19 protein-coding genes are annotated in these 22,176 nt (G+C 47.4%); 10 read left to right on the top strand and 9 right to left on the bottom strand.

All coding sequences use genetic code 11. The annotated features are described in order from the left end of the window. Nucleotides 1-176 precede the first annotated feature (176 nt). Nucleotides 177-1,559 (bottom strand): nitroreductase family protein, encoded by a 1,383-nt coding sequence (locus B3A20_RS12245; protein WP_290765252.1) that lies wholly within the window; start codon nt 1,557-1,559, stop codon nt 177-179. A 205-nt stretch (nt 1,560-1,764) separates the two neighbouring features. Here B3A20_RS12245 and B3A20_RS12250 point away from each other — a divergent pair, with 205 nt between their 5' ends. Further along, nucleotides 1,765-3,717 (top strand): cellulase family glycosylhydrolase, encoded by a 1,953-nt coding sequence (locus tag B3A20_RS12250; protein WP_290765254.1) that lies wholly within the window; start codon nt 1,765-1,767, stop codon nt 3,715-3,717. Nucleotides 3,718-4,040: 323 nt separating this feature from the next. Then, on the top strand, nt 4,041-7,571 hold the full coding sequence (locus tag B3A20_RS12255; protein ID WP_290765256.1) for a hypothetical protein: 3,531 nt from the start codon (nt 4,041-4,043) through the stop codon (nt 7,569-7,571). 205 nt (nt 7,572-7,776) lie between these two features. Here B3A20_RS12255 and B3A20_RS12260 read toward each other — a convergent pair whose 3' ends face one another. The 6 genes from B3A20_RS12260 to B3A20_RS12285 form a co-directional block, all read right to left on the bottom strand. Then, nucleotides 7,777-8,220, bottom strand: a complete 444-nt coding sequence (locus B3A20_RS12260; RefSeq protein ID WP_290765258.1) for a hypothetical protein — start codon at nt 8,218-8,220, stop codon at nt 7,777-7,779. Between the two features lie 116 nt (nt 8,221-8,336). Beyond that, nucleotides 8,337-9,263: a hypothetical protein gene (locus B3A20_RS12265; protein ID WP_290765260.1), complete on the bottom strand. Its 927-nt coding sequence runs from the start codon at nt 9,261-9,263 to the stop codon at nt 8,337-8,339. Nucleotides 9,264-9,275: 12 nt separating this feature from the next. Further along, a complete protein-coding gene (locus B3A20_RS12270) occupies nt 9,276-9,719 on the bottom strand; it encodes a hypothetical protein (protein WP_290765262.1) in 444 nt (147 codons plus the stop codon). Nucleotides 9,720-9,768: 49 nt separating this feature from the next. After that, nucleotides 9,769-11,253 carry a class I SAM-dependent RNA methyltransferase gene (locus B3A20_RS12275; protein WP_290765264.1) on the bottom strand — a complete coding sequence of 495 codons (1,485 nt, stop codon included), beginning with the start codon at nt 11,251-11,253 and terminating at the stop codon, nt 9,769-9,771. A gap of 22 nt (nt 11,254-11,275) precedes the next feature. Continuing rightward, nucleotides 11,276-12,670 (bottom strand): hypothetical protein, encoded by a 1,395-nt coding sequence (locus B3A20_RS12280; protein WP_290765266.1) that lies wholly within the window; start codon nt 12,668-12,670, stop codon nt 11,276-11,278. Continuing rightward, a complete protein-coding gene (locus tag B3A20_RS12285) occupies nt 12,670-13,242 on the bottom strand; it encodes a hypothetical protein (protein WP_290765268.1) in 573 nt (190 codons plus the stop codon). Before B3A20_RS12285 ends, B3A20_RS12280 begins: the two co-directional genes overlap by 1 nt. Before the next feature lie 131 nt (nt 13,243-13,373). Here B3A20_RS12285 and B3A20_RS12290 point away from each other — a divergent pair, with 131 nt between their 5' ends. The 4 genes from B3A20_RS12290 to B3A20_RS12305 are packed head-to-tail and all read left to right on the top strand — an operon-like array spanning nt 13,374 to nt 16,777. Continuing rightward, nucleotides 13,374-14,438, top strand: coding sequence for an ABC transporter permease (locus B3A20_RS12290; RefSeq protein WP_290765270.1), 1,065 nt, complete (start codon nt 13,374-13,376; stop codon nt 14,436-14,438). Between the two features lie 8 nt (nt 14,439-14,446). After that, nucleotides 14,447-15,229 (top strand): ABC transporter ATP-binding protein, encoded by a 783-nt coding sequence (locus tag B3A20_RS12295; protein WP_014546866.1) that lies wholly within the window; start codon nt 14,447-14,449, stop codon nt 15,227-15,229. Between the two features lie 12 nt (nt 15,230-15,241). Continuing rightward, entirely contained in the window at nt 15,242-16,165 is a 924-nt protein-coding gene (locus tag B3A20_RS12300; RefSeq protein ID WP_290765274.1) for an MlaD family protein, read from the top strand. A gap of 15 nt (nt 16,166-16,180) precedes the next feature. Then, the gene (locus B3A20_RS12305) at nt 16,181-16,777 is read left to right on the top strand and encodes an ABC-type transport auxiliary lipoprotein family protein (protein WP_290765277.1); all 597 of its coding nucleotides are present in this window, start codon (nt 16,181-16,183) and stop codon (nt 16,775-16,777) included. A gap of 48 nt (nt 16,778-16,825) precedes the next feature. Here B3A20_RS12305 and B3A20_RS12310 read toward each other — a convergent pair whose 3' ends face one another. Together B3A20_RS12310 and xseB are read right to left on the bottom strand one after the other, a co-directional pair. Next, nucleotides 16,826-17,650 carry an ABC transporter ATP-binding protein gene (locus tag B3A20_RS12310; protein ID WP_290765280.1) on the bottom strand — a complete coding sequence of 275 codons (825 nt, stop codon included), beginning with the start codon at nt 17,648-17,650 and terminating at the stop codon, nt 16,826-16,828. Next, a complete protein-coding gene (xseB, locus tag B3A20_RS12315) occupies nt 17,650-17,817 on the bottom strand; it encodes an exodeoxyribonuclease VII small subunit (RefSeq protein WP_235002902.1) in 168 nt (55 codons plus the stop codon). The genes B3A20_RS12310 and xseB overlap by 1 nt, the downstream gene beginning before the upstream one ends. A 62-nt stretch (nt 17,818-17,879) precedes the next feature. On the opposite strand from xseB, the gene B3A20_RS12320 reads away from it, so the two are divergent. The 4 genes from B3A20_RS12320 to B3A20_RS12335 all read left to right on the top strand — a co-directional run bounded on the left by B3A20_RS12320 (nt 17,880) and on the right by B3A20_RS12335 (nt 22,172). Continuing rightward, nucleotides 17,880-18,587 carry a hypothetical protein gene (locus B3A20_RS12320; RefSeq protein ID WP_290765285.1) on the top strand — a complete coding sequence of 236 codons (708 nt, stop codon included), beginning with the start codon at nt 17,880-17,882 and terminating at the stop codon, nt 18,585-18,587. Continuing rightward, the gene (locus B3A20_RS12325) at nt 18,584-20,155 is read left to right on the top strand and encodes a hypothetical protein (protein WP_290765287.1); all 1,572 of its coding nucleotides are present in this window, start codon (nt 18,584-18,586) and stop codon (nt 20,153-20,155) included. Before B3A20_RS12320 ends, B3A20_RS12325 begins: the two co-directional genes overlap by 4 nt. Further along, entirely contained in the window at nt 20,155-21,537 is a 1,383-nt protein-coding gene (locus B3A20_RS12330) for a hypothetical protein (protein WP_290765290.1), read from the top strand. Before B3A20_RS12325 ends, B3A20_RS12330 begins: the two co-directional genes overlap by 1 nt. Before the next feature lie 77 nt (nt 21,538-21,614). Continuing rightward, entirely contained in the window at nt 21,615-22,172 is a 558-nt protein-coding gene (locus B3A20_RS12335; RefSeq protein ID WP_290765293.1) for a hypothetical protein, read from the top strand. Nucleotides 22,173-22,176: the final 4 nt, after the last annotated feature.

The raw sequence follows: 22,176 nt of genomic DNA on the forward strand, positions 1-22,176 counted from the left end.
GGATCATGACTACTAAGCAGCATAGCTGCAAGTAGTCAAAGAGAACTAATCCGGGGTGACAATGCAAGAACGAGAAATAATGGATCCTTCGTCGCTACGCTCCTCAGGATGACGAGAGGGAGGTGCCCTCCCAGAACAGAATCCGGGGTGACAATGCGCGGGCGTTTCAAAATCCGCTATCTCGCGGGACTTTTTCCGATGAGCACAGTCGAGATGATGCTTTCGCTTTCCGGAATTTCAAGCAATTTTTTCAATTCGTCATGGTAGAAGAAATGCTCTTCACGGGCAGTCTTGTTGAGGAGACGCGCGGAGACGTAAAGCGATTCAGTGAGCACGCCCGCGTTCAAGTTCATGTAGCGGTAGCCGCGGTTGCCAAGCACATTGCAGGACTCGTTCAAATTAGACGTGAGAACTACTGCGAACATCGCATTTTGAACTTGTTCGGGAACGGCAAAGCATTTGTTAAACTTTTTCGGATTGGCAGAACCACTTTGCATGTAAATGGACTTGCGAACCGGGATGTAGCGGTACACGCCAGCATACACGAACATCACATCAAAAACCACCACCCAAATTTTTATGAGTCCAGCACCAAAAGCGTTTAACTGAGCAAGTTCCAGCCAGCGCAACATCGACGAAAAATCGTCCAAGTCCAGCGTTCCGTGTGTAAACGGAGTGGCGACTTTTTTATCGGCACGCAAATACCACAGTTCACGCAAGTAATACTCATTCGTAAACTTCGACGGCGTCAGCGGAAATTCATCGCCCGGGAGCGCCTGCACATTCAAACGGCGCACCTTCATGCAAAGGTTCAAGTCGTCAATGTTTTCAAGACGATTCTGCAACATGAATCGCGACGGATAACGCGAAATTTCCATGCGGCATTCATCTTCGCCAATGTACGCACCCATCTCCGCATGATTCGAATAAGCAAGTTCACCAACACCATCATCGACGGAATTGAACGCGACCATGCTCTTTTCAGGGAACACCGCAATCGCCGCCATCGGCATTTCGGTCGCCCCAAGTTTGAGCGAGACCGCAATGGAATCATCGACAAACCCGCCCAATGCAAAAACTTTTTGTCCACGGGATTTTGCAAGGAGAATCGTGTTTGCGCAAGCAGAGCCCACATCCATTTGCACCTGACGATACGCGGCCTCGCGGAATCGCCAAACCGCACGTTCCAGGAGCCCTGTGTAAATGAAAATCGTCTGCGCTTCGGTTATAAATTCCTGTTCCGGAAACGACGCAAGAATCGCCTTGCGGACATCGACACCGCCAATCTTGACAAGCTTCGATTCTGCACGGTCCACGTAGTAAACGCCATCGGGAACCTCTCCCCCATGCACCACGGCATAGACGCAAACCGGATTCAGGTAATCCGCCGAAACCGGTGCCAAAAGCGGCATGAACGCGGCCGTCAACGGATGACGTTCGCACCCTTCATAACGCTTATCGGCATACGCCTGCTTTTCCCAATGCATAATGATAGGATCCCCGCTTCCGCGAGGAATGTACTGGGTCGATTCGTGGTAAATTTCCGAAAAATAGCGCATTCAAAATGCAAGATAAAAAGTTTACAGTGGGGGCAACGGCCTTGGACACTTAAATAAAAGTTTTTTGTGTGTTTTTCTTACAAAAAAAGGATTTTTCGACCAAAACACTTAATACACTTTTAATGTAGACTTCAGTTTTTCATCACTATACGGAACGCAGCGAAATATATCTTAAGGAAAAAGAAAAACACATTAAGAGGGCTTTATGCAACTCAAGAATTTCTACCCCAAAATGAGCATTCTCGGAATCGCAACTGTAATGGCACTTACAGCCTGTAGCGATGACAATCCAAGCACCCCGTTTGCAAACACACCACAATTTCCGGATTCCAGCAGCGCCATGGAACCAACCTCCAGCGACGCTTTAGCAGAACCGACCTCTAGCTCAGCCGCAGCGGTTGATCCCTCAACCCTCCCCGCGGAAGGTCCGATTACACTCCCGCAAGGCCTTGGCGTCTTGGTCGATGACTTCGAAGACGGGGACAACCTGAGCGTTTTTGATTACTGGTACACCTACAATGATAATGACAATGGCGGAGCATCCATCATCACGACTCCACTCAACGCCGAAGAAAACATCATTCCGGCTAGCGTCAATAACGGCTCCAAGTTTGCCTTGCAAGTCAACTACACGCTCGACAGAGGGGATTATGAATTTGATCCGTATGTTGGCTGGGGCGTTCAAGTCGCACCGGACGAAGCCAACGGACGTTTTGGCGGCCTTACCTACTGGTACAAGGGCGGCGCCCACGAAGTGCATGTCGAAATTACTGACGTCGAAGACTATGACGTGCATCTCGCCAAGTTCCCGGCATCTCGCACTTGGAAGCAGGCAGTTGTCCGCTTCAAGGATCTCGTTCAGGGCGGCTGGGGCAAGGAAGTCCCGTTCGACGCAAAGCACATCATGGCTATCAGCTTCCAGGCAAAGGGAAACAAGAGCAAGGTCATAACCGATTCCCTCTTCATCGACAACATTTATTTGCAAGACTCCTCTGAAGTCGAAAAGGACCAGCCGGATATGGAAATCAAGGACCCGGTCATTCCGAACGTAACCTTCACAGAAGCTGAAATTACAGTAACGAATCCGTTGCAAGAAAAGGCCATGAAGTACCTCAACAAGGGCGTCAACTTTACCAACTGGCTCGAAAATGCCGATGGCAAGTTCAAGTCTTTTGAATTGGGCGAAAAGGACGTTCAGATTCTTGCCGAAAACGGCTTCAAGAGCCTCCGCTTGCCGATTGACCTCGACCTGTACGCCACGAACCGCGATGCATTCGTAAAAGGCACCGATACAGAACTCAAGTTCGATGACGACACATTGTTCATGGTTCTCGACTCCTTCGTAGAATGGACCGCCAAGCACAACATGTCTTTCGTAATTGATTATCACGAATATGACAATAGCTACAACACCACAAGCGCCAAGGACACGAACTATATCAAGATGATGGCAGAAACGTGGAAGCATGTGGCCGCCCACTATGCTGAAAATACTCGCGAAGACTTGTTCTTCGAACTTTTGAACGAACCGGACATGAGCGATGGAAAGGTTACCGCAGCCCAGTGGACCGTTGCAGCCCAGGCCATGATTGACGCCATCCGCACGGTTGATACCAAGCATTCCATTCTCTTCGGTGATGCTCAGTGGTACTCCATTACTCTCCTCACCAAGCGCACTCCGTTCACCGACGACAATATCATCTATGTCATCCACACTTACGAACCGTTCGCCTTCACGCATCAGGGTGGTTCTTGGACCGACTACGCCACGATTCACGACCTTCCGTTCCCCTACGATCCGGCAAAGTGGTCTACGGTTTCTGGCGACTTCGGCGTCAACAAGAGCACAAAATCTTACGTGAAGACGAACATCAAGAACTACTACAAGACCGGCAGCAAGGAAGCCATCATGGAACAGATTCTCAAGGCCAAGAAGTGGGCTGCAACGAACAATGTTCCGGTGATTATCAACGAATTCGGTGCATTGAACCTCCGCTCTACCGCAGAATCCCGCATCAACTACCTCACAGCCATGCGTGAAATCTGCGATACCCTCCAGATTCCTTGGACGCACTGGGGCTACACCGGCAACTTCTCCGTGATTGAAAACGGCAAGTTGATTGAAGGCCTCGACAAGGCTCTCGGCGTCGGAAAATAAGGGCGTAAACGCCCAAAGCATCAAAACTGAAATCACACCTTAAATCATCTAAAGTCACGCAGAAATGCGTGGCTTTTTTTTCGTAGTAGGCAGTAGGAAGTAGACAATAGGAAGAATAGCGCAACAAGTACAGCTGATACAGACCAATTATTAAAAATCACTTTTAAGTCTTTAAGTTGCAAGATGAATTCGTATCTTTAGAAACACAGAAGATCCTCATCTTCCTCCAAACGGCCGCATGAGCAATCATGCGGTTTTTCTGTACATGGCATTTTCTACATACACGTGTTTTCTACACGTTCCCAAAATTCTAAATTACCGTTATGAAGTTTAAAATAAAGAGCATTTTGGCAGCCTGTTCCGCATTGTTGGCGGGGACAGCAAGCGCCGCCGGTTTTTACGGCAACCAGAGCGATATCCAGTGGAAAACCGCAGGCACGGAACATTTCCAGTTTATCTACCCTGTCGAATATTCAACGCACGCCGCTAAAGTATCCGCATACGCCGAGGCCGTCTACGATTCCGTCACGAGCCGCTACAACAAGCCGCTCCCACGAATCAGCGCCGTTTTGAACAACGCTCTTTATAGCAACGGAAGCGCCGTCCCGAGCGAGAACGCCATAAACCTCTGGCTCACCAACTGGGATTTTAAGATCCGCAGCAGCCACGGCTGGATTTCGGACGTGGTGACCCACGAATTCAGCCATCTCGTGAGCATTGAGAGCGGGGCTAAAATTGTCCCGAACCTTTACGGATTCCAATTCAGCTATACCGACTATTATAATGAACGCACGAGAAGCGACTTTCTCACGATGATTCCGTTTACGTTGCAGCCGCTTTGGCTTGCCGAAGGTACTGCACAATACGAATCTTCGCGCATGGGTTTTGACGCCTGGGACACGCACCGCGACATGCTCCTCCGCACGGCCGCACTGAACGATAGCCTCATGACGCTCCCGTACATGCACGACTTTTCGGACAATTCGCTACTCGCCGAACTCGGGCCCTACACGCAAGGCTTTTCGCTTGTGCTCTACATCGCCAAACATTACGGCGATGACGCCATTCCAAAAATTTGGCACGAACTTGGAAAGCCTTACCGCGCAACGCTCAACGGAGCCATCAAGAGCGTTCTTGGCATCAGCGAACAGCAACTTTACGACGCCTGGAAAAAAGAAATTACCGAGCAATACCAGGCGCAAAAAGATTCTCTCGGCACACTTGTCGAGGGCACCAAGATTACCAAGGACGCCTTCTGGCAGGACTTCCCTGTCGTGAGCGGCAAGAACCTCTACGGCGTTTCGAATTTTGGCGGTCCGTGGTTTGACGGAGCTGTTTTCAAGATTCCGCTGGAAGATACTTTAAAGACAAGAGATAGTACCGCGACACATTCAGAAAAAGTCGTAGATTCCGCGAAAACCGATAAAGTTCAAGATTCTGCGAAGGTTGATGTTGGTGAAATCAAGGTAGAAGGCGCCGACAGTAGCCTTATCAACATCACCGATTTTGCAAAGTCCGGCTTCAAGGCCAAAAAGCCCTGGTTCGACAAGGGCATCGATGTTTACGATGACAGCACGCACGGTCCAATTCTCGCCTACATCAGCTACCAGAACCGCGACAAGGATGGTCATGCGCATTTTGACGTTGCCGTAAGCGATACGAACAAGAACGAAGTCGCCCTCACATACCTTGTTGATGCCGTTTACCCGTCATTCAATAAACAAGGTTCCGCAATTGTATTCGTAAGACGCGAGCCATCCAGCACAAGATTCGTCTTGAGCAAGATTCCGTTCAATAGCGATTTGAAGAACGCCTCCACCGAAGATCCCATTGACATTTTCAAGCCCGATTCTTCGTTCCTCTACTATAATATTTACAGCCCCAAGTTCAGCCCGGACGGAAAGCGCATCGCCTTCAGTTTCTTTGATGACAAGCAACGAGGCATCGCAATAATTGACACGAACGGAGCAAACTTCAAAGTCGTAAGCACTGCAGGCTACGACGAGCGCGATGTCAACTGGATTGACAACGACAAGATTATTTTCGCCAGCAACCGCAACAACATTTTCAACTTGATCGAGAAAGACTTGAACACCGGCAAGGAACGCGCACTCACAAACGTGGTCGGTGGCGCATTCACTCCGACACTTGCTGGTGACACGATTTTCTTTACGCAATACGACAAGGACGGTTTTTCTCTTTACAAATTGCCATACGTAAAAGAAGCAGAGCCGATGTTCCGCGATAGCGTTGTCGTGACCGTACGTGATAGCGTATTGCAAATGGCCGATACGCTTCAAGTCGCATGCGCAGACACAGCCACAACAGTCGATTCAACAAAGACCGCAAACGTCGCAAGCAATGTTGCCGACACCGCAAAATGCACAGAAGAGGTATTACGCAAGGACGTGATTCAAGTCGAGCACCGCGACACCATCAAGGTGGCCGTTACAGATTCGACACAACGCGAAATCATCTTGCACGGAACGCTCCCGCAAAAGATTCACAAAAATCTTGAACTCGTCGATCGTGAATTTGCAGGCGCCGAACGCAATTACAAACCAATCCCGAACATTCCGCTGTTCGTACCGATTTTCAGCATTTCCGAAAACGCCCCGAGCATGACCGTCTTTGGCGAAGGCGAAATCAAGGCTAAGCTTGGCCTTGCCGTTGTCATCAGTGACGCTCTCAAGAAAAACACCGTGCAACTCGGGTTGTTGCTTGAACTCGGGAAAGGCATCGACTACATCAATGGTGACGGACTCAATCCCAAAATCGAAAAGGAATTCTTTATCGCATGGGATAACCGCAGCACGCCTATTGACCTTGGACTTTCGTACAGCTATGCGAACTACACAAACAAAGATACCATTCGTGTCGAAGATGTTGGAGGAAACGGAGGAGACAGCTTAAAAACAAGCTACTACGCCTTTGCAACACAAGCCATTACGGGTACCGCTGGCTACAGCATTTTCAAGAGCATCGATACATTGCAGGCCGCAGTCAGCTACGATTGGGCAAACGTCAACTTCTACGATGAAAGAATCGAATGGACGTACCAAAAACGATTTAGCGCAACTGTCGGCCTCGGGCTTTATGGCGACCACGAAGGCGAAGGTGGCTCGGGAATTTCGGGCCAAGGGAACGGACTCTTCGTTTATTACCAATACGCCAACAGTGATCTCAGTAAACCAGGAACGCTCTACGTCACCGAAAATGGTCGAATTGAAACACACTACAGAAACTTCGCGCTCCACCAATTCGGTCTGAATCTTTATGGGAGCGTACAAACGCCGTTCCTCCACGCTCGTCTTGCCGCCGGCGGAAAAATCACAAGCTACCTTCACTGGAATACAGATGACGTCAGCGACACGCTAGATTCGTACTACTACACTCCAGTGTTCCTGGACGGTTACCCGTACTTGAGAAGCGATGAGGATTACACACTTTCAGGCACAAAGACGGCGATGGCCGAGCTCCATTACCTCTACCCGATTTATGACGACTGGAGACACGACCTCTGGATTTTCTCGACTCGCAGTTTGTACGTAGATTTGTTCGCTCAGATTGGCGCCGCCTGGAATGGAGACTTTTTCACAAACAAATTCACCAAGCATGAATTCTGGGACCGTTCCGTGGGTTTAAGCTTCCGCATGGGCAACAAGATTTGGGACAACATTCCTCTTGACATAACGCTTACGCTTGCGCGCGGTTTGAGTCGCATCGGTGAGGACAAGGATTTCCACGGGGGAACGAAGTTGGACCCAGTCCACCTGACATTCTTGCCAAAAGCGCTCCGCCCGACGAGAATCAAGTTTTCCATTGGGATGGGTTTCCAAAATAGTTGGCAATAAAAAATTGCCAATTATAAATCAAAATAGTACTTCACGCGGGCGGGGCCCCAGCTCAGAGTTGCGAAGGCCGCACGGGCCCCTCCCTGCACCCTCCCCATCCTTGGCCGACGCTTATTGCATTATAAAACGTATCAGCAACTATAATTGTGTATGCTGTTCTAGATTAGCATAAACGAAAGGCGGCGAAGGCCGCCGTTTTTTTGGTTTAGTAGTTAAAGCTTTTGGCGTTTTTGTCTTCGGGGAGGAGTTGGCCGGGACTTGTACGTACGGCATCGCGGCCCTTGAAATTTGGATTCAGTTTTTTGATTTCACGAGATTTCACTTCGGCCTGGACATCAAGCAAGTGGCGTTCCCATTCTTGAATAGCGCCATCGAGTTCCACGCGAGCGTTCAACATGAGTTCCTTGAGCTGCATGAGTTCAAGCATGCGTTCGCGCTTCATCACCCAAAGTTCTTCTTCTTCGGGCATGCGCTCGATATTGAACAGCAAGTTCAAATACTTTTCTTCGGCTTCGCGGTACGCCTTGTACGTATCTTCGTAAACGAGATTGCGGTCATCAGCCATGGTCTGCTGCGAGGAGACGTGAGTTGCGCAACCGATGAAGTTCATCGCGACAGGGAGAAGGAAGAGAGGGATTGTCAAACGCATAAAATAAAGGTACAAAAAATAATAAGCAGAACTTAGTTATTAGTCAATGGTTATTAGAATGCTGCCATGACATTGAATGGAGATGCCTGCTCGGTAGCAGGCATGACAATTGCAATTTATTCAGCGGCTTCGGGGATATCGCGCTTAATATTGTAAAGTCTTTCGTACGAGACATGGCTCGTGAACGTGACGGTATCCTTTGTTTCGGGGTGGATCATCGTGTGCGTTCCGACTTTGACTTCACGTTCCTGGCACGGGAGACCTGTTTCCGGTTCAATCATGACTTCGAACTCGGTGCGATATTCGCCCTTAAGTCCAGAGGTATAAGCCTTGAACTTGTCTGGCACAATCTTGCTACCCACGTGCTGTTCCCAAATGAAGTACGGGAAACTTTCAGTTTCTTGCAAGTAGACGACGTAGTCCAGGCACTTGCGGTGGTCGCGATTCGTAAAGCCCCTCGTCACCACAGAATCCACCTTGATAAGCGCAAAGTTCAGACGGCCCTGCTGCTTGAGGAGTTCAGTCACATTGCCCTTGACCGGCACAACACCCTTGAGCAAGTGGTCCATTTCCCAGCGGTGCTTTTCCAAGCGCTTGAGGTGCGGCTTGAATTCAGGATTCAAGAGCTGATCGCGCCAGCGGCTCGGCATCGGGATATGGGCCAGCAACGTATCATAGCCATCATCAATGCCGGTAAGGCTCGTCACATTGCGGTCTACAGCGGCTAGGTTCACTTCCTTGATGCGCCAGGCAAGTTCCGTCGGCATAAAATTCTTGAGGTATCCGCGAGACTTGTCAATCACGTAATTGCGCTTGACAAACGTCGTATCGCCTTTTGAAGAGTAGTTCAAATCGGCATACGTCGCTGTAATCGTCCCCACCTTTTCTTCGCCCTTCAAGTCCAGCGTCGCATAATAGCTTTCGGTGTACATTTCGAGCGTGACAGGAGCGTTTAATTTATAGTCAACAGATACTTCAGACTGCCCACATGCGGTAAGCATTGCAGCGACAAACATTCCACTCAAGAGTTTTATTTTATTCATTAAATTAACCAACTATTGATTGACAATCGTTAACTGTTTTGAAGCAATCAAGCCTCTTTCAGAAGAAATTTCAAGAACAACCGTTCCAGGGGCTTTGAGTTTTGTCATTTCGCGGGCCGTTGCATAACCGCCTCGACGCGAACGCGCTTCAAGAGTAAACGCTTCCATTTTATTGGAAACATGGAAATCACGTTCCCAAAGCTGAGTCCCCTTGTTAGCAAGAGTCCCTTCGTAGAACGCAAATTTCAGCGTATTAAAATCAAAACCCGTTCCATAACGCAACTGGATGATGAGTTCATCAGCCATTCTGAATACGCTACCTGTATCAGCAACATAGCCCACAGCCGGATTCCATTCACGACCACAGGCGATAATGGGTTCAGATTTTGAGCAACCTGCAAAAAGCCCACCCAAGGCTAAAGTTGCAAGCATAACGACTTTCTGTTTTTTGTTCATTGTATCCCTCTCTTTTTTGCCCAACAGCACTTTTTAAAATAGCAAAAAACTATCTGTCAAGTACAAACATCATCTCAAGATGGGGCGTTTGAGGGTAAAAAGCGAAGCCTTCGGCGTGAGAAAGGGTAAATCCGGCCTCAGAGAACTTGGCAAAGTCGCGTGCAAGCGTCACCGGGTCGCAAGAAACGTAAATCAGGCGGTTGACAGAGCTTTTCACGATGGCGGTCAAAGCTTCTTTGGGGAGGCCTGTTCGCGGAGGGTCAACAATGAGGGTGGCGGGGACATCGACGACGTTTTCGACGAGCCAATCTTCGGCAGGGGCCGAGACGTTTTCAATTTCAGGGGTGCGAGAAGCCACGCAATCCCGAGATGCCGCAGAATCTTCGGGGAACGCCGCAGGGACAGACAAATTAACCTTTGCGTGTTTGAGGCAGCCTTCTTCGCGTTCGACAGTCGTAATCTTCTTGAACTTGTCCTGCAAAATACAGGCAAAGAAACCGACGCCGCTAAACAAGTCAATCAGCCAAGCGTCAGAGGACTTGCCACTTGCCAAGCCTTCATCCACAGCCTTGCGGACCGATTCAACGAGTTCCGGCAAAAGTCCCAAATTGCTCTGGAAAAATACGGACGCATCCGCTTCGATTTTGCGGCCTGCAATTTCGACAAGGCTCACAGCATGCGCATCGAATTCAGACTTGTGCATTCCTGGGTAATAGAACGAAATTTCGCCCGCACCGTTATCGAAGATGTTTACATCGATATCGCGAGAATACCTGTGAAAGTCGTCGCGACCGCTCGAATTACGATTAGAATCGCCCGCGAGAAGCGTCGCGGCAGGTCCACGCAAGAATTCATTCAAGCCGTCCGTGAGCACAGGGCATTTTTCAAACGGGACGATGTTATTGCTTTCTTCGCCGCGGAAACCAAAGACTGCGCGGTTAGCAGAACCTTCAAGAGTTGCCGAGCCTGCACCTTCGAAAGTCGCCGAGCTTGCGCCGCGATTTTCTGGGACTGCGCCGCGATTAGAACTGCCGCGGAACACGACACGAGCGCGGTTTCGGTAACCCCAGGCATTCCCTGTATGGATGACAAAATCTTCGGGCAGTTCCGCATGAGCGAGGCGCTTGAAATTTTCACGTTCGACTTTTTCAAGATATTCCGCTTGCTTTTCGGAAGCGAGATGTTGCAAGCTGCAGCCGCCGCACTTGCCGTACAGCGGGCAACGCGGCTCAACGCGGTCCGGGCTTGCTTCCAGAACTTCGACAACGCGGCCCTTTGTAAAGTCCTTTTTCTGGAACGTGAGTCGCACCTTGCAGAGTTCACCCGGGAGCGCACCCGCCACAAAGCACACGCGACCATCTTCCAAGCGCGCCATGCCCTCGCCTCCCTGCACCATTTTTTCGATGCGGAGCGTCAAACATTCACCACGCGGTTCACGACTAGAGTCACGACGGTCGTTATTGCGGTTCGGACGCGGGCCTTTAAACGCCCCGCCATTGCCCTTAAAGCGGTTGTTTCTGCGGAAATCTGCCATGAATGTAAAAATAGAAATTTTATCATTCCCCAAAATAATCTTTATCCGCAGGGGCTATTTCGCAACGGAGAATGGGGAATAGAGGCCGGACGACATTAAAACTGGATCCATACGTTTTAGCGATCTTTTCATCAAGGCACGGAATATCAATTATCATCGATTGTCCTTTTGAAATTTTCGTAAAGCGTTCAAACGGAACCACTTTGGGATAACGAGCCCCCACCTCACGATAAAAAGTTCGTTCTATTTCTGCATCCTCTGACGAGGAATCTCTTTTGAGGCCTTCCCATGGCAATAAAATAGAATCGCTCGCAAGCAGCGGTTTTACTTGTTCATGCGCCCGATCATACCTAATGAATTTTCCCGTAACAGGCGCAATACTCCTTGAAGGAGGCGTCATTTTAAAATGAAGTTTTTCACTTGATGATATGTAATAAGGGAACGTTTTATCCCCAAGCCAACATTCGCGATTTTCATCATTCAGTTTAACCGAAAGTTCAACAGCTACGCCGTTATCATTTGAACCAACAATTCGGCCTGTGCAATTTCCTTCTACTTTAGAAATTTTCCTCAGTTGATTATTTTTCAAAGCAAAGTTATTGGCGGTATCCGATTCTGCGCTCGGACCGAAGTCATGTTCAAAGACCCAGTATGAATTCAGTTGCTCTGCCGTTGGCTGGACGGATTCAAACTTTTTTATGCGGCACTCATTTTTGAACTCGTATTCTAAAATTCCGCGTTCACTCAGCGCCAGCATCCACAATTCACGTGCACAGGAATCGGGCGACTTTTTCACATTCTCAACCGTTTCTTTAGAAAGATTTAATACTCTATCTTTTTTTACTTTTTCCTTAGGATAATTCAAAATACTGTCTGGTGTTTGAAATAATAACTGAACATCAACAAACCCAAGATAATCATCTATCTTCAAAAGTGAATCTAAAAGGCAATTTGAGTCATATCTAGAAAGACTACTATAAAAGTCTTCTCTATCAGATAACGTTTTTCCAGAATCACGAGCCCATTGACTCTCATATATATCAAGGAGCACATCCATGTCGTTATCCCAACAGCCAACCCGTTGACTCGTTGTCGAATCCGCATTTGCGGTCGATGTTTGCTTTTGGCTTTGCCCATTTCTAGACGGCATAAAAAGCCCAATTAAATTCACAGCCGCAATGATCCAAACCAGTTTAAGCCACAAACCTCTTGCTAAAAAACGATTGTGAACTTTTATCGAATCCAAGAAAAGCGAAATCGCAGCAAAGCAAATAAGAGGCAAAGTAATACAACTCACAATCAACTTTGAACCATAATTGTTCAAAGAGAGGTCCAACGAAATGAGCTGAGATTCAACAAACGCCCCAAAGCACAAGGATAAAGCGCACAACAAAGGAACAACTTTAGACTGCATCATTAGTCCTCCCCCATAAAACAATTTGCACGCTTCAAATACTTTTTATTTATCGAGGAAACAATCAAACCTTTAACAACAACCTTTTTCGAAAAAGGTTGCTCTTCTATTTTCATATCATGTGTAACTTTGCCACTTTCACTATAATAGAAAACAACGTATTCATTTTGCTTTTCCATGATGAAAAATTTAAACCAAGGAAATTCTAGAAAGGGTGTTGTAATAGTCACTAACGGATGTAGCCCATTTTCATCTTCGTACAGGAGGCCAACTTCATCTTTTACACTCGCCAAATGATAATGAAATTCATACAAACGTTCAGTTTCATTGCCTTTTAGATAGTGGTAAATTTTCTTTCCTTCTACTTCGCAGGGAACCGATTTACCATCAGTATCTTTCGCCAACATGAGTGTCGGATCTTGAGAAGGCGACTGCTTAGGCCAACATATGAACAACAAAAATAGGCACACCCCCGTAAATAAGATTACGCAAACCTGAGTTACATATTCAAACTTTTTTCGAAAAGAGCCGGGCTTATTCGCCTTCTCATTTTCCATCATTTTTTCTTTTAGCATACAACATATATAGTTAAATTAAACCTCTTATCCCCGTTTTTTGCGTTTTTTAGCCCAATTTTCAGCATTCAGAAAAGAAAACGGGGTGATTTAGCACAGCCATGTTTTAAAATTTTCTAAATTGTCGCCCAATGGAAACGACATCGATAGTTTTGCCTAGCGCTCTCACTGCCGCGAACAGCAAAAAGCTGCTTTCGAGTTGCAGGAGCGCCCTCACCAAAGGGGAGCTTCATCTGGACGGATCAAGCCTTACCTCGATGGACTATAGCGCCGATGCCTTTTTTGCACTTTTAGCGGAACTTTCGGAAAAGACGGGCAACAGGCTCGTCCTTAAGCATTTTTCGCCCGAAATCAGGCAGCATTTGCAGAACCTCCGCAAGATGGTTCCGCCCGAGAAACCGCAGCGCGAAACCAACAACATCCTCGAAATGATGGGTGGTGTCGGTTTTTCGCTGCTCAAAGAAGTCTTCGAAGTCCTCGTGCTTCTCTTTACGGCAATTTACTGGACCATCGTCGGACCGTTCGACAAGGGTAAAATCCACTTTGGCGGTATCACCAAGCAGATGTTCAAGTCGGGCAGTGAAGCCATGGGAATTTGCTTCTTGTTCGTGGGACTTATCTGCCTTACGATGGCTCTCCAGAGTTCGGTGATGCTGAATGCGGTCGGTGGCGGCTCTTACCTCGCTTCGGGGCTTGGGTTCCTCATTTTTGCAGAAATTGGCCCGCTCCTCACGACGATTATTTTGGCCGGGCGTTCCGGCAGTGCCATGGCGGCAGAAATTGCAAACATGAGCGTCTGCGAAGAAGTAAAGGCTTTGAAGTCCATGGCCATCCCGCCGGTGCAGTACCTCGTGGTCCCGCGCTTTATCGCCTTGAGCATCACGACACCGATCCTCTCGTTTAGCGCATCCATCGTCGGTAGTTTCGCCGGCTTCCTCATTGCGTATTTCTTCTGCGATATTTCTTTCTCGAACTACATGATGGGGCTTCGCGACGGCATCGACCCGATGACGTTCCTCAAGAGCACAATCAAGGCGCTTGTATTTGGCTGGATTGTAACACTCATCGCCTGCAACAAGGGCCTCAACGCCCACGGCGGTGCAGAAGCTGTCGGTAAAGCGACGACTTCAAGCGTTGTGGCGGCCATTTGTACTATCGTGATTTCGGATACCCTTTTCGCCTTCATTTTCTATTAGAGGTCAATATGGACGAAATTCTAAAAGTTGACCATTTGAAAGCGAGCTACGGTAACGAGACTATCCTCAAGGATATTTCGTTCGGCGTCAAGAAGGGCGAAATCCGCATGGTGCTCGGCAGTTCCGGTTGCGGTAAGTCGACGCTTTTGAACAACGTGCTCAAGTTCATCAAGTCCGACGAAGGTACAATTACGTACTTCGGAAAGTCGTTCGGGCCCAAAGAAGGCCTCGATAGCGAAACGCGTATGCGCACCGGAGTGCTCTTCCAGAGTGGCGCTTTGCTAGCAGACTTGACCGTCGCCGAAAACGCGATGCTCCCACTCAAGCGTAGCATGCCCTACATGCCCAAGAGCCAGATGGAAGCGATTGTCGCAGACCGCCTCGAGAAGGTGCACCTGCTCCACGCGTTCCACAAGTTCCCCGGCGAGATTTCGGGCGGTATGAAAAAGCGTGCCGCACTTGCCCGCGCGATTGCGCTCAAGCCAGAACTTTTGTTCTGCGATGAACCGTCCACAGGTCTTGACCCGGTGACCGCCCGTTCGCTCGACGAACTGCTCCTCGAACTGCGCGACACGCTCGGCGTTTCGATGGTGATTGTGAGCCACGAACTCGAGAGCATCAAAATTGTCTGCGACCGCTTTGTGTACCTCAAGGACGGCTACGTCCTGAAAGACGCGACCTTGAAAGAAGGCATGGAATCCGACGATCCCATCCTCAGGCATTTTTTCAATAGGCAGTGCCCCAAAGAATACAATGCCGAAGACTTTTACCACTTTGATTTTATTGATTGAGTTGGAGAAATAATGGAAACCACCCGATCCGAAAGAATAAAACTTGGCGCATTTATGCTCTTTTGCGGAGTGCTTATTTGCGTGTTCCTGGGTTACGTGCTCAAGCGTTACCTGAGCGAGCAATTCGACAACTACTACACCATTTTCGACACAGACGTGAACGGGCTTTTTGTCGATGCCAAGGTGAAGTTGAACGGTATTGCCGTCGGTAGCGTGACTAACATTACCATCAACGAACAGAACTTGAACCAGGTCGTCGTTGAATTCAAGGTGCAACGCGGCACCCCGATCAAGATTGGTACACGCGCAGGCATGACCGCAGGCATGAACCTCACCGGCGAAAAGCAGGTGATTCTCTCCGGCGGAGCCTTCAGCGAACCGAATGTTCCCGAAGGTGGCCTCGTCCCGGCAGCAGCTTCGATGTTCGACCAGATTACAGGCCAGATGGGCGACATCTTTGGCAAAGTCAATCCGATTGTAGACGGGCTAGTCCGTGTACTGAATCCAGAAAACGCCGAAAGCATTTCGCGCACTCTCCAAAATCTCGAAAAGACGACCGCAAACTTGAGCTACGTAACAGCAAACCTCGGAAAGCCGCTCAGCAACATGAGCAAGTCCGCCGCTTCGTTGCAGAAGATCCTTGCAGAAATCGAAGAAGCGAAACTCGCCGCAAAGACCGAACAGAATCTCACCGTGCTCAAGGAAAAGCTCGAAGCAATAGACACCAAGGGCTTGAACGAGAACCTGATGCAGACAGCCGAATCGATGAACAAGCTCGCCCAGCGCGTGGACGCCATCGTTTACAAGAACGAAGACCAGGTCGGAAACGCCATGGATGAACTCAACACGATTCTCGAAAACCTCGAAGAATTTTCACAGAAAATCAAGAACAACCCGTCTGTACTTATCCGTTCCGAAGGCAAGAACGGTCGCTAAAAAGGAGAATCCAAGATGTTTAAAGCAAATCGTTTGTTAGCAGTCGCTGCACTCCTTTCCGTTTTCACGCTCACGGGTTGCCTCGGCGGTTCGACCGAACCTTCCCGCTATTACACAGTTTCGGCAGAATCTATCTCGGTCGCAGGCGCGACTAGCGATGCCCGCGTACACGTCAAGAAATTTACGATTGACCCCGCCTACCAGCGCACAAACATTGTCTATCGCGAATCCCCGTACGACTTCATGTTCTACGATCTGGACCTTTGGGCTACGCGCCCGGAACAGATGCTCACGCAGGTCGCAGGTGAATACCTGGTCAAGAGCAACATGTTCAAGTCCGTGGACTTGAAGCCGATGGGCAAGCCGGACTTTGAACTCTTGGGCAATGTTGATGCAATTGAAGAAATTGACGAAGGCAACTCTCAAGAAGCCCACCTCGCCTTGCAGCTCACGTTCCGCAAGGTCGGTGAAGATGCGCCGCTGTGGGAAAAGCGCTACGACGAACGCCAGAGCATGAACAAGCGCGACGCACATTCTGCTGCCGAAGCGCTCTCGAAGCTCTACGCCAAGTACATGCAAGACGCACTCGAGAATATCGCAAGAGTGAAGTAATAGTAGGAAGTAGGAAGAATTGCAAGGCGGACTTAGGTCCGCCTTTTTTTAATCTCGACGGATAGTCGGGACGCTTGCGAGCAATTTTTTCGTGTAATCGTTTTGCGGATTCGTGAGGACAATATCGGCGGGGCCATGCTCTACGGCATGCCCAAAGTACATGACCAGGACTTCGTCGCTCAAAGCACGGACCACCTGCATATCGTGACTGATAAAGAGAATGCTAAGTCCAAGTTCATTGCGCAAATCATCGAGCAAATGCAAAATCTGCGCCTGCACGGACACGTCCAAAGCGCTCGTCACTTCGTCACAGAGCAACACCTTCGGGCGCACCATCAAGCTGCGCGCAATGCACAAGCGCTGGCGCTGACCGCCCGAAAATTCATGGGGGAACTTGTCCATCGCCCCTGCCGGAAGCGAAACGCGTTCCAAAAGTTCTCGAGCTCGTTTGCAAGCTTCATCAAACGAAACACCTCGGGCAATCACAGGTGCCGTCAAGATTTCCGTCACCGTCTGGCGCGGGTTTAAGCTGCTGAACGGATCCTGAAAAATCATCTGCACGAGGTCCGATATGCGCACAGCATCTTTCCCGGTGCCGGCCTTGCCGCCATTCACCGGAAGTCCAAACAAATTAACCTTACCGTTAGAAACCGGTACTAGCCCGACCAAAGACTTCACAAGAGTCGACTTTCCGCAGCCAGACTCCCCCACAATCGAAAGAATCTTGCCCTGCGGGAGCGTGAACGAAACATTATCTACAGCGGTGAAATAATCCTTGACCTTGCTAAAAACGCCCCCGCGAATCGGGAACTTGACCGTCAGCCCGTTAACCTCGATGGCCGGCACCGTTTTATCAAAATTTTCGGTATTCATCAACCATCCAACTCGGCAAGAGCATCCTGAACGTTCTTTTCGGTCGCTATCAAAATCTGACGACACTTGCGCAAAAGCTGCGTAGCCTCTTGAACCTCAACAGCAAGTTCATCAATTTCCATCTCGGAATTGTCGATTTTCGAGAGAATTTCCTCTAAACGCTCCATTGCGTTTTTATATTCAAAATTTTGCGCACTCATATCCACGAATATAGTTAGATTTATACCAAATGAATTTGTTCAATCGTCCCATTTTACCCTTTTTTGTTGTTGCCGCACTTTTTGACGTGTTTTTGGCAGGGTGTCTCGACGCCCCCGACTACCCAGAAACGGCCAGGCCCGTTGAATCCATCAACATTATGGTTCAACAAGGAAACAACGAATTCACGACAACCCTCAAAGTCAACCCAACCGATTCCGCAACGATCAAGGCAAGCGTCATTCCCGAAAAATTCCAGGAAGATCTCAATTTTGAATGGCTACACACCGGCAATAACGGAGACACTTCGCTCATGCTCGGGCAATTCTATACATTCTACCCGCAAAGAGGCGGAAGCGCAGTCCCAAACAAACTGATTACTACAGACAGAGAAGGGAACAAGCAGATTCAAAATTTCATGGTTGTCATCAACACGCCTCCAGTCCTTGCCGATACAACAATCCCAGCCAATGGCGATACGCTTTACGGCGCATTGGAATCCGCATTTTTATTCGAATGGATGAGTCTGGACTTAGATTTAGCCAATGGTGATACGCTATTCCACATTCTAGAAATTGACAGCATTCAATACGATGTCGGAACTCTTTTACAAGTCAAGCAATCTGGTTTCAAACCTGGCGAGCACAAATTCCGCATCATCGTTCGGGATCTCTATGGAGACACAGATACGCTCTCCTATAAAAAATTCTTTGTCTTCGATACGCTGGAGGCAAAATGAATTTCATAAAGTTATTCATCATAGCAGTTACAGCAAGTTTTTTTCAGTCATGCTTCAATTCCGACGATTACATTTTCAACGAATCCGAAGCCACAGATATTAAGATACAAGCTACTCTTGCAAAGTCTCTTATCGAAACAAACGAGAACGTCAAAGCAGACACATTCCACATCAACGACACCATCTTTTTCCTCACTAGAATTAATCCGAACAAAATCATCAAAGTCCAGGATTATCACTGGCTCATGGATGACAAATATTGCTCGTCAGAATACAACTTCAAAAAACAAGTTAGCGAACCCGGCTATCATAAATTCAAATTCATCCTCAAGGACTTTTTCGGCGACATGCACTACGATTCCCTTGAAATCTGGGTTGCCGACAATCCCGTTTTAAACGACAGTGCATTTACGCCCGCCAACGGGACACAAGCCATAGACCCATTCGAAGCGATATACTTCACATGGAGCGCAAAGACGCCGGGAATCAAACTTTCACACCATTACCGTTTTGTATTGAGCGAACAAAGTTACGCAAACGAGGAATCAACTTTCAAGAGAATAGATACCATTTTAAACGAGCCTTATTTCGTATATCACCACAAACTAAATCCTCTAAAAAAATACAATTGGTCTGTTCAGGCTTTCAATGAATACAATCTAGTTTCTGCGCAGACAATTAAAAGCTCTTTTTTCACCAAAGGCATTCCAGGCGAGGGTTCGTTACAGGCCACAATAAATATCGGATTAGCGCCAGCATCACCCTTTCATTTGACTCTACAAGACAAAGATAATACGCAAAAGCATTTCGACTACAACTTCACATTGTCATCATTGAACAGTTCTTTTACACTAGATGAAATTCCGGCAGGGAAATACCAGTTAACAATTTTGTCAGACTACACTGACTTCGGGCAGTTACAAAAAGACATTGTTATAAGAGATGGATTTGTAACAACGGTTAATGACCTCAAGCTACTAGATTCCATACCGCCTAGAATAACATCTTTAACTGGGCACGACACGCTTGACTTTAAGGATTCGCTTCGCTTTGTCATTAAAGACGGCGCTAAATCAATTATAAATTCATCATTAAACGCCATTCTTGATAACGAAACAGTTCTTGAAAAGATCTACCAAGATAGCATTCTAACGGTTATCCTTAAAGAGACTGACAAAAGTTGGGCGTACCGCATTCTCACCATTTCTGCTTCAGACGGAAGTAAGAATATCAACAACAAGTCATTCTATATCTTCCCAAGCATAATTTGGTTTAAAACAAACAACGACACAACTGTTACAAGCGATGACACGATCAAGCTATTTATACGAGACGATAATCCGTATGGTTTTACCGCTGACTCGCTAAAATTCTTCAATGTTTCGACAAATACGCCTATCGTTGCAGCTGCAGCTTCAGGCAACAAGCAATTCAGCGCAGTAATTTCAGCAAATTATTTTGAACCCGAACAGACGATAAGATCAACCGTTGTTTACAGCAACGGTCTAAAACAAAGTAAGAATTGGAAACTACGAGTGGAATTCAAGGCAACAAAGGAGGAAGAATAATGAAATTCAAATTTCTCCAATTATTAGCAGCATCAACAGCCGCAATATTTCTTTCTTGCTCCGATTCCGAAATTCAATCTTCGGATGTTCCAGAAATAACCCAATCCATTTTTATCGTTCCTGAAAATTATTACGGCGAACCCTACGCGTCACATTATTTGCCTTCTGACAAATTCTATGTCAATGTCAACGCCAAAATAAAGATTTGCGGCATCTACGCAATCAACGGCGAATATGTAACAACCGACAAGGCGACGCCCTATTACATCTCGCACAAATGGACTATAGACAATGACGAATCCACTTCATCCGCAGTCTATTACAGTTTTGACAAAGCTGGAATTCACGAAGTCACATTTGAGACCTTAGATCATTTGGGCGACACACTAAGCACACACGCTACGATTTACGTGAACACCCCCGCCAAGGTTGCGCTTCAATCTCCCGCAAACAATTACAATCAAGTTGACGGAGCAAACAAAAACGGTACAGAACTTTCGTGGAACGTCACAGGCATTGACCCTTGGGAAACCGCTTACTGCACTGTTTACGCAAGTTATGACTATGAGTCGGTCTGGGAATCTACTCTTGGAAATTTAGATTGTTCTGAATCCGCAAATTTGATTGGAGAGCTAGACGCCATCATCACAGAAAAAGGGGACACCATCGATCACCGAACCGAGCCTTCGACAATTTACTGGGGCGTTCAAGCTACGACAAAAAATGAAAGAGGACACGAAGAACACGCCTACAGTGAAGTGTTCAATTTTTCAACAAAGTTAAAGAATAACGGGGAAGCAATCCTTGAATTACCGATAGTCTGTCAATTCAGTCCATTTTCGGAAAAATCCAAATTGTCAGGCGTGATAGTTTCTTCATCAGGCGATACGCTTTCTAGTTTTATAAGCTACACAGGGAGCATACTTATCAAGAAAGCATTACAACCAGAATCCAACATTAAAGTTATAGTCTGCGACGAAGGCCGTACTGAATTCGGTTGTGATTCACTAGTAATTGATTTGGCTCCGAATACAAAAAACATCAAGGATACGTTGTTTTTACAAGACAAAATAAAACCAAACACAGTTCCAGTAAAAACAGATCTTTCTTCTTCAGATTCTATACAATTTTTCATTCTCGACAACGGTTCCGGAGTCAATGCATCGAAAATTCAAGTTATCCTAAACGCAGACACACTCAAGTCTACATTCAACAACAACATTGTGACATTTGCAAACAAGTGCGGTAAGGATTGCAACCTCTCCATAAGCACTGAAGATTACGCGCGAAACAAGACCCCAGATGTTTATTGGAAAATCAAGGTCAATGGATCCGCAACACAAATTTCAGGGCCATTTACCAAATCTGTGGAGGGAAACTAATGTCCTTTAGGAAAGCCTCCGCTGCCATAATAGTTTTGCTACTAACAATTTGCAACAACATTTTTGCACAACAAAAAATGCGCTATTTGCAAATTTCCACAAATCCATCCACAGTCGATTTATACACAAATACGATTGTCCCCGATTTTGCAGACAAGCCTGATTACGTATCCCCCGCCTTCATTCCTATTCCCGAAGGTAAGGATACACTTACGGTTTCTTTTTTCCATCCGGATTATGCGGATACAACGATAAATATTGCGCTTGCGCTAAACGACACTTCTTTTATCATCGTCGCTTTACGTCAAAGTTTTGACGACGAAGAAATATCCAACAAGCACGACATGCTAAAGCACAGGAACAGGCGCATTCTCGGTGGGTACTTCAAGTGGGCATCGATTGTGCCATTTACTATCAGTGGAGTTTCTGCAATAGCCTCGCTTTACAACATTAGCAAGGCAAAAGACCATAAAAAAGCAATGGAAAACACGCGCTTTTTAAATGAACGCTACAACGCCCACATGCGTAAATTTGTCGATCACCGCGAAAGCGCGAAGACCGCTAAAACGGTATCAGGAATATTTTTCGTCACAGGTTTAGCATTCCTCACCGCAGGATTCGTCCTTTCATTTTAGGTAA

Origin of the sequence: Fibrobacter sp. UBA4297, from assembly GCF_002394865.1 — a bacterium.
Taxonomy (GTDB): Bacteria; Fibrobacterota; Fibrobacteria; order Fibrobacterales; family Fibrobacteraceae; genus Fibrobacter.

Excerpts from the sequence above, each read along its gene's own strand:
- B3A20_RS12245 (WP_290765252.1), bottom strand. The coding sequence starts at position 1,559 with ATGCGCTATTTTTCGGAAATTTACCACGAATCGACCCAGTACATTCCT.
- B3A20_RS12250 (WP_290765254.1), top strand. The coding sequence starts at position 1,765 with ATGCAACTCAAGAATTTCTACCCCAAAATGAGCATTCTCGGAATCGCA.
- B3A20_RS12255 (WP_290765256.1), top strand. The coding sequence starts at position 4,041 with ATGAAGTTTAAAATAAAGAGCATTTTGGCAGCCTGTTCCGCATTGTTG.
- B3A20_RS12260 (WP_290765258.1), bottom strand. The coding sequence starts at position 8,220 with ATGCGTTTGACAATCCCTCTCTTCCTTCTCCCTGTCGCGATGAACTTC.
- B3A20_RS12265 (WP_290765260.1), bottom strand. The coding sequence starts at position 9,263 with ATGAATAAAATAAAACTCTTGAGTGGAATGTTTGTCGCTGCAATGCTT.
- B3A20_RS12270 (WP_290765262.1), bottom strand. The coding sequence starts at position 9,719 with ATGAACAAAAAACAGAAAGTCGTTATGCTTGCAACTTTAGCCTTGGGT.
- B3A20_RS12275 (WP_290765264.1), bottom strand. The coding sequence starts at position 11,253 with ATGGCAGATTTCCGCAGAAACAACCGCTTTAAGGGCAATGGCGGGGCG.
- B3A20_RS12280 (WP_290765266.1), bottom strand. The coding sequence starts at position 12,670 with ATGATGCAGTCTAAAGTTGTTCCTTTGTTGTGCGCTTTATCCTTGTGC.
- B3A20_RS12285 (WP_290765268.1), bottom strand. The coding sequence starts at position 13,242 with ATGCTAAAAGAAAAAATGATGGAAAATGAGAAGGCGAATAAGCCCGGC.
- B3A20_RS12290 (WP_290765270.1), top strand. The coding sequence starts at position 13,374 with ATGGAAACGACATCGATAGTTTTGCCTAGCGCTCTCACTGCCGCGAAC.
- B3A20_RS12295 (WP_014546866.1), top strand. The coding sequence starts at position 14,447 with ATGGACGAAATTCTAAAAGTTGACCATTTGAAAGCGAGCTACGGTAAC.
- B3A20_RS12300 (WP_290765274.1), top strand. The coding sequence starts at position 15,242 with ATGGAAACCACCCGATCCGAAAGAATAAAACTTGGCGCATTTATGCTC.
- B3A20_RS12305 (WP_290765277.1), top strand. The coding sequence starts at position 16,181 with ATGTTTAAAGCAAATCGTTTGTTAGCAGTCGCTGCACTCCTTTCCGTT.
- B3A20_RS12310 (WP_290765280.1), bottom strand. The coding sequence starts at position 17,650 with ATGAATACCGAAAATTTTGATAAAACGGTGCCGGCCATCGAGGTTAAC.
- xseB (WP_235002902.1), bottom strand. The coding sequence starts at position 17,817 with ATGGAGCGTTTAGAGGAAATTCTCTCGAAAATCGACAATTCCGAGATG.
- B3A20_RS12320 (WP_290765285.1), top strand. The coding sequence starts at position 17,880 with ATGAATTTGTTCAATCGTCCCATTTTACCCTTTTTTGTTGTTGCCGCA.
- B3A20_RS12325 (WP_290765287.1), top strand. The coding sequence starts at position 18,584 with ATGAATTTCATAAAGTTATTCATCATAGCAGTTACAGCAAGTTTTTTT.
- B3A20_RS12330 (WP_290765290.1), top strand. The coding sequence starts at position 20,155 with ATGAAATTCAAATTTCTCCAATTATTAGCAGCATCAACAGCCGCAATA.
- B3A20_RS12335 (WP_290765293.1), top strand. The coding sequence starts at position 21,615 with ATGCGCTATTTGCAAATTTCCACAAATCCATCCACAGTCGATTTATAC.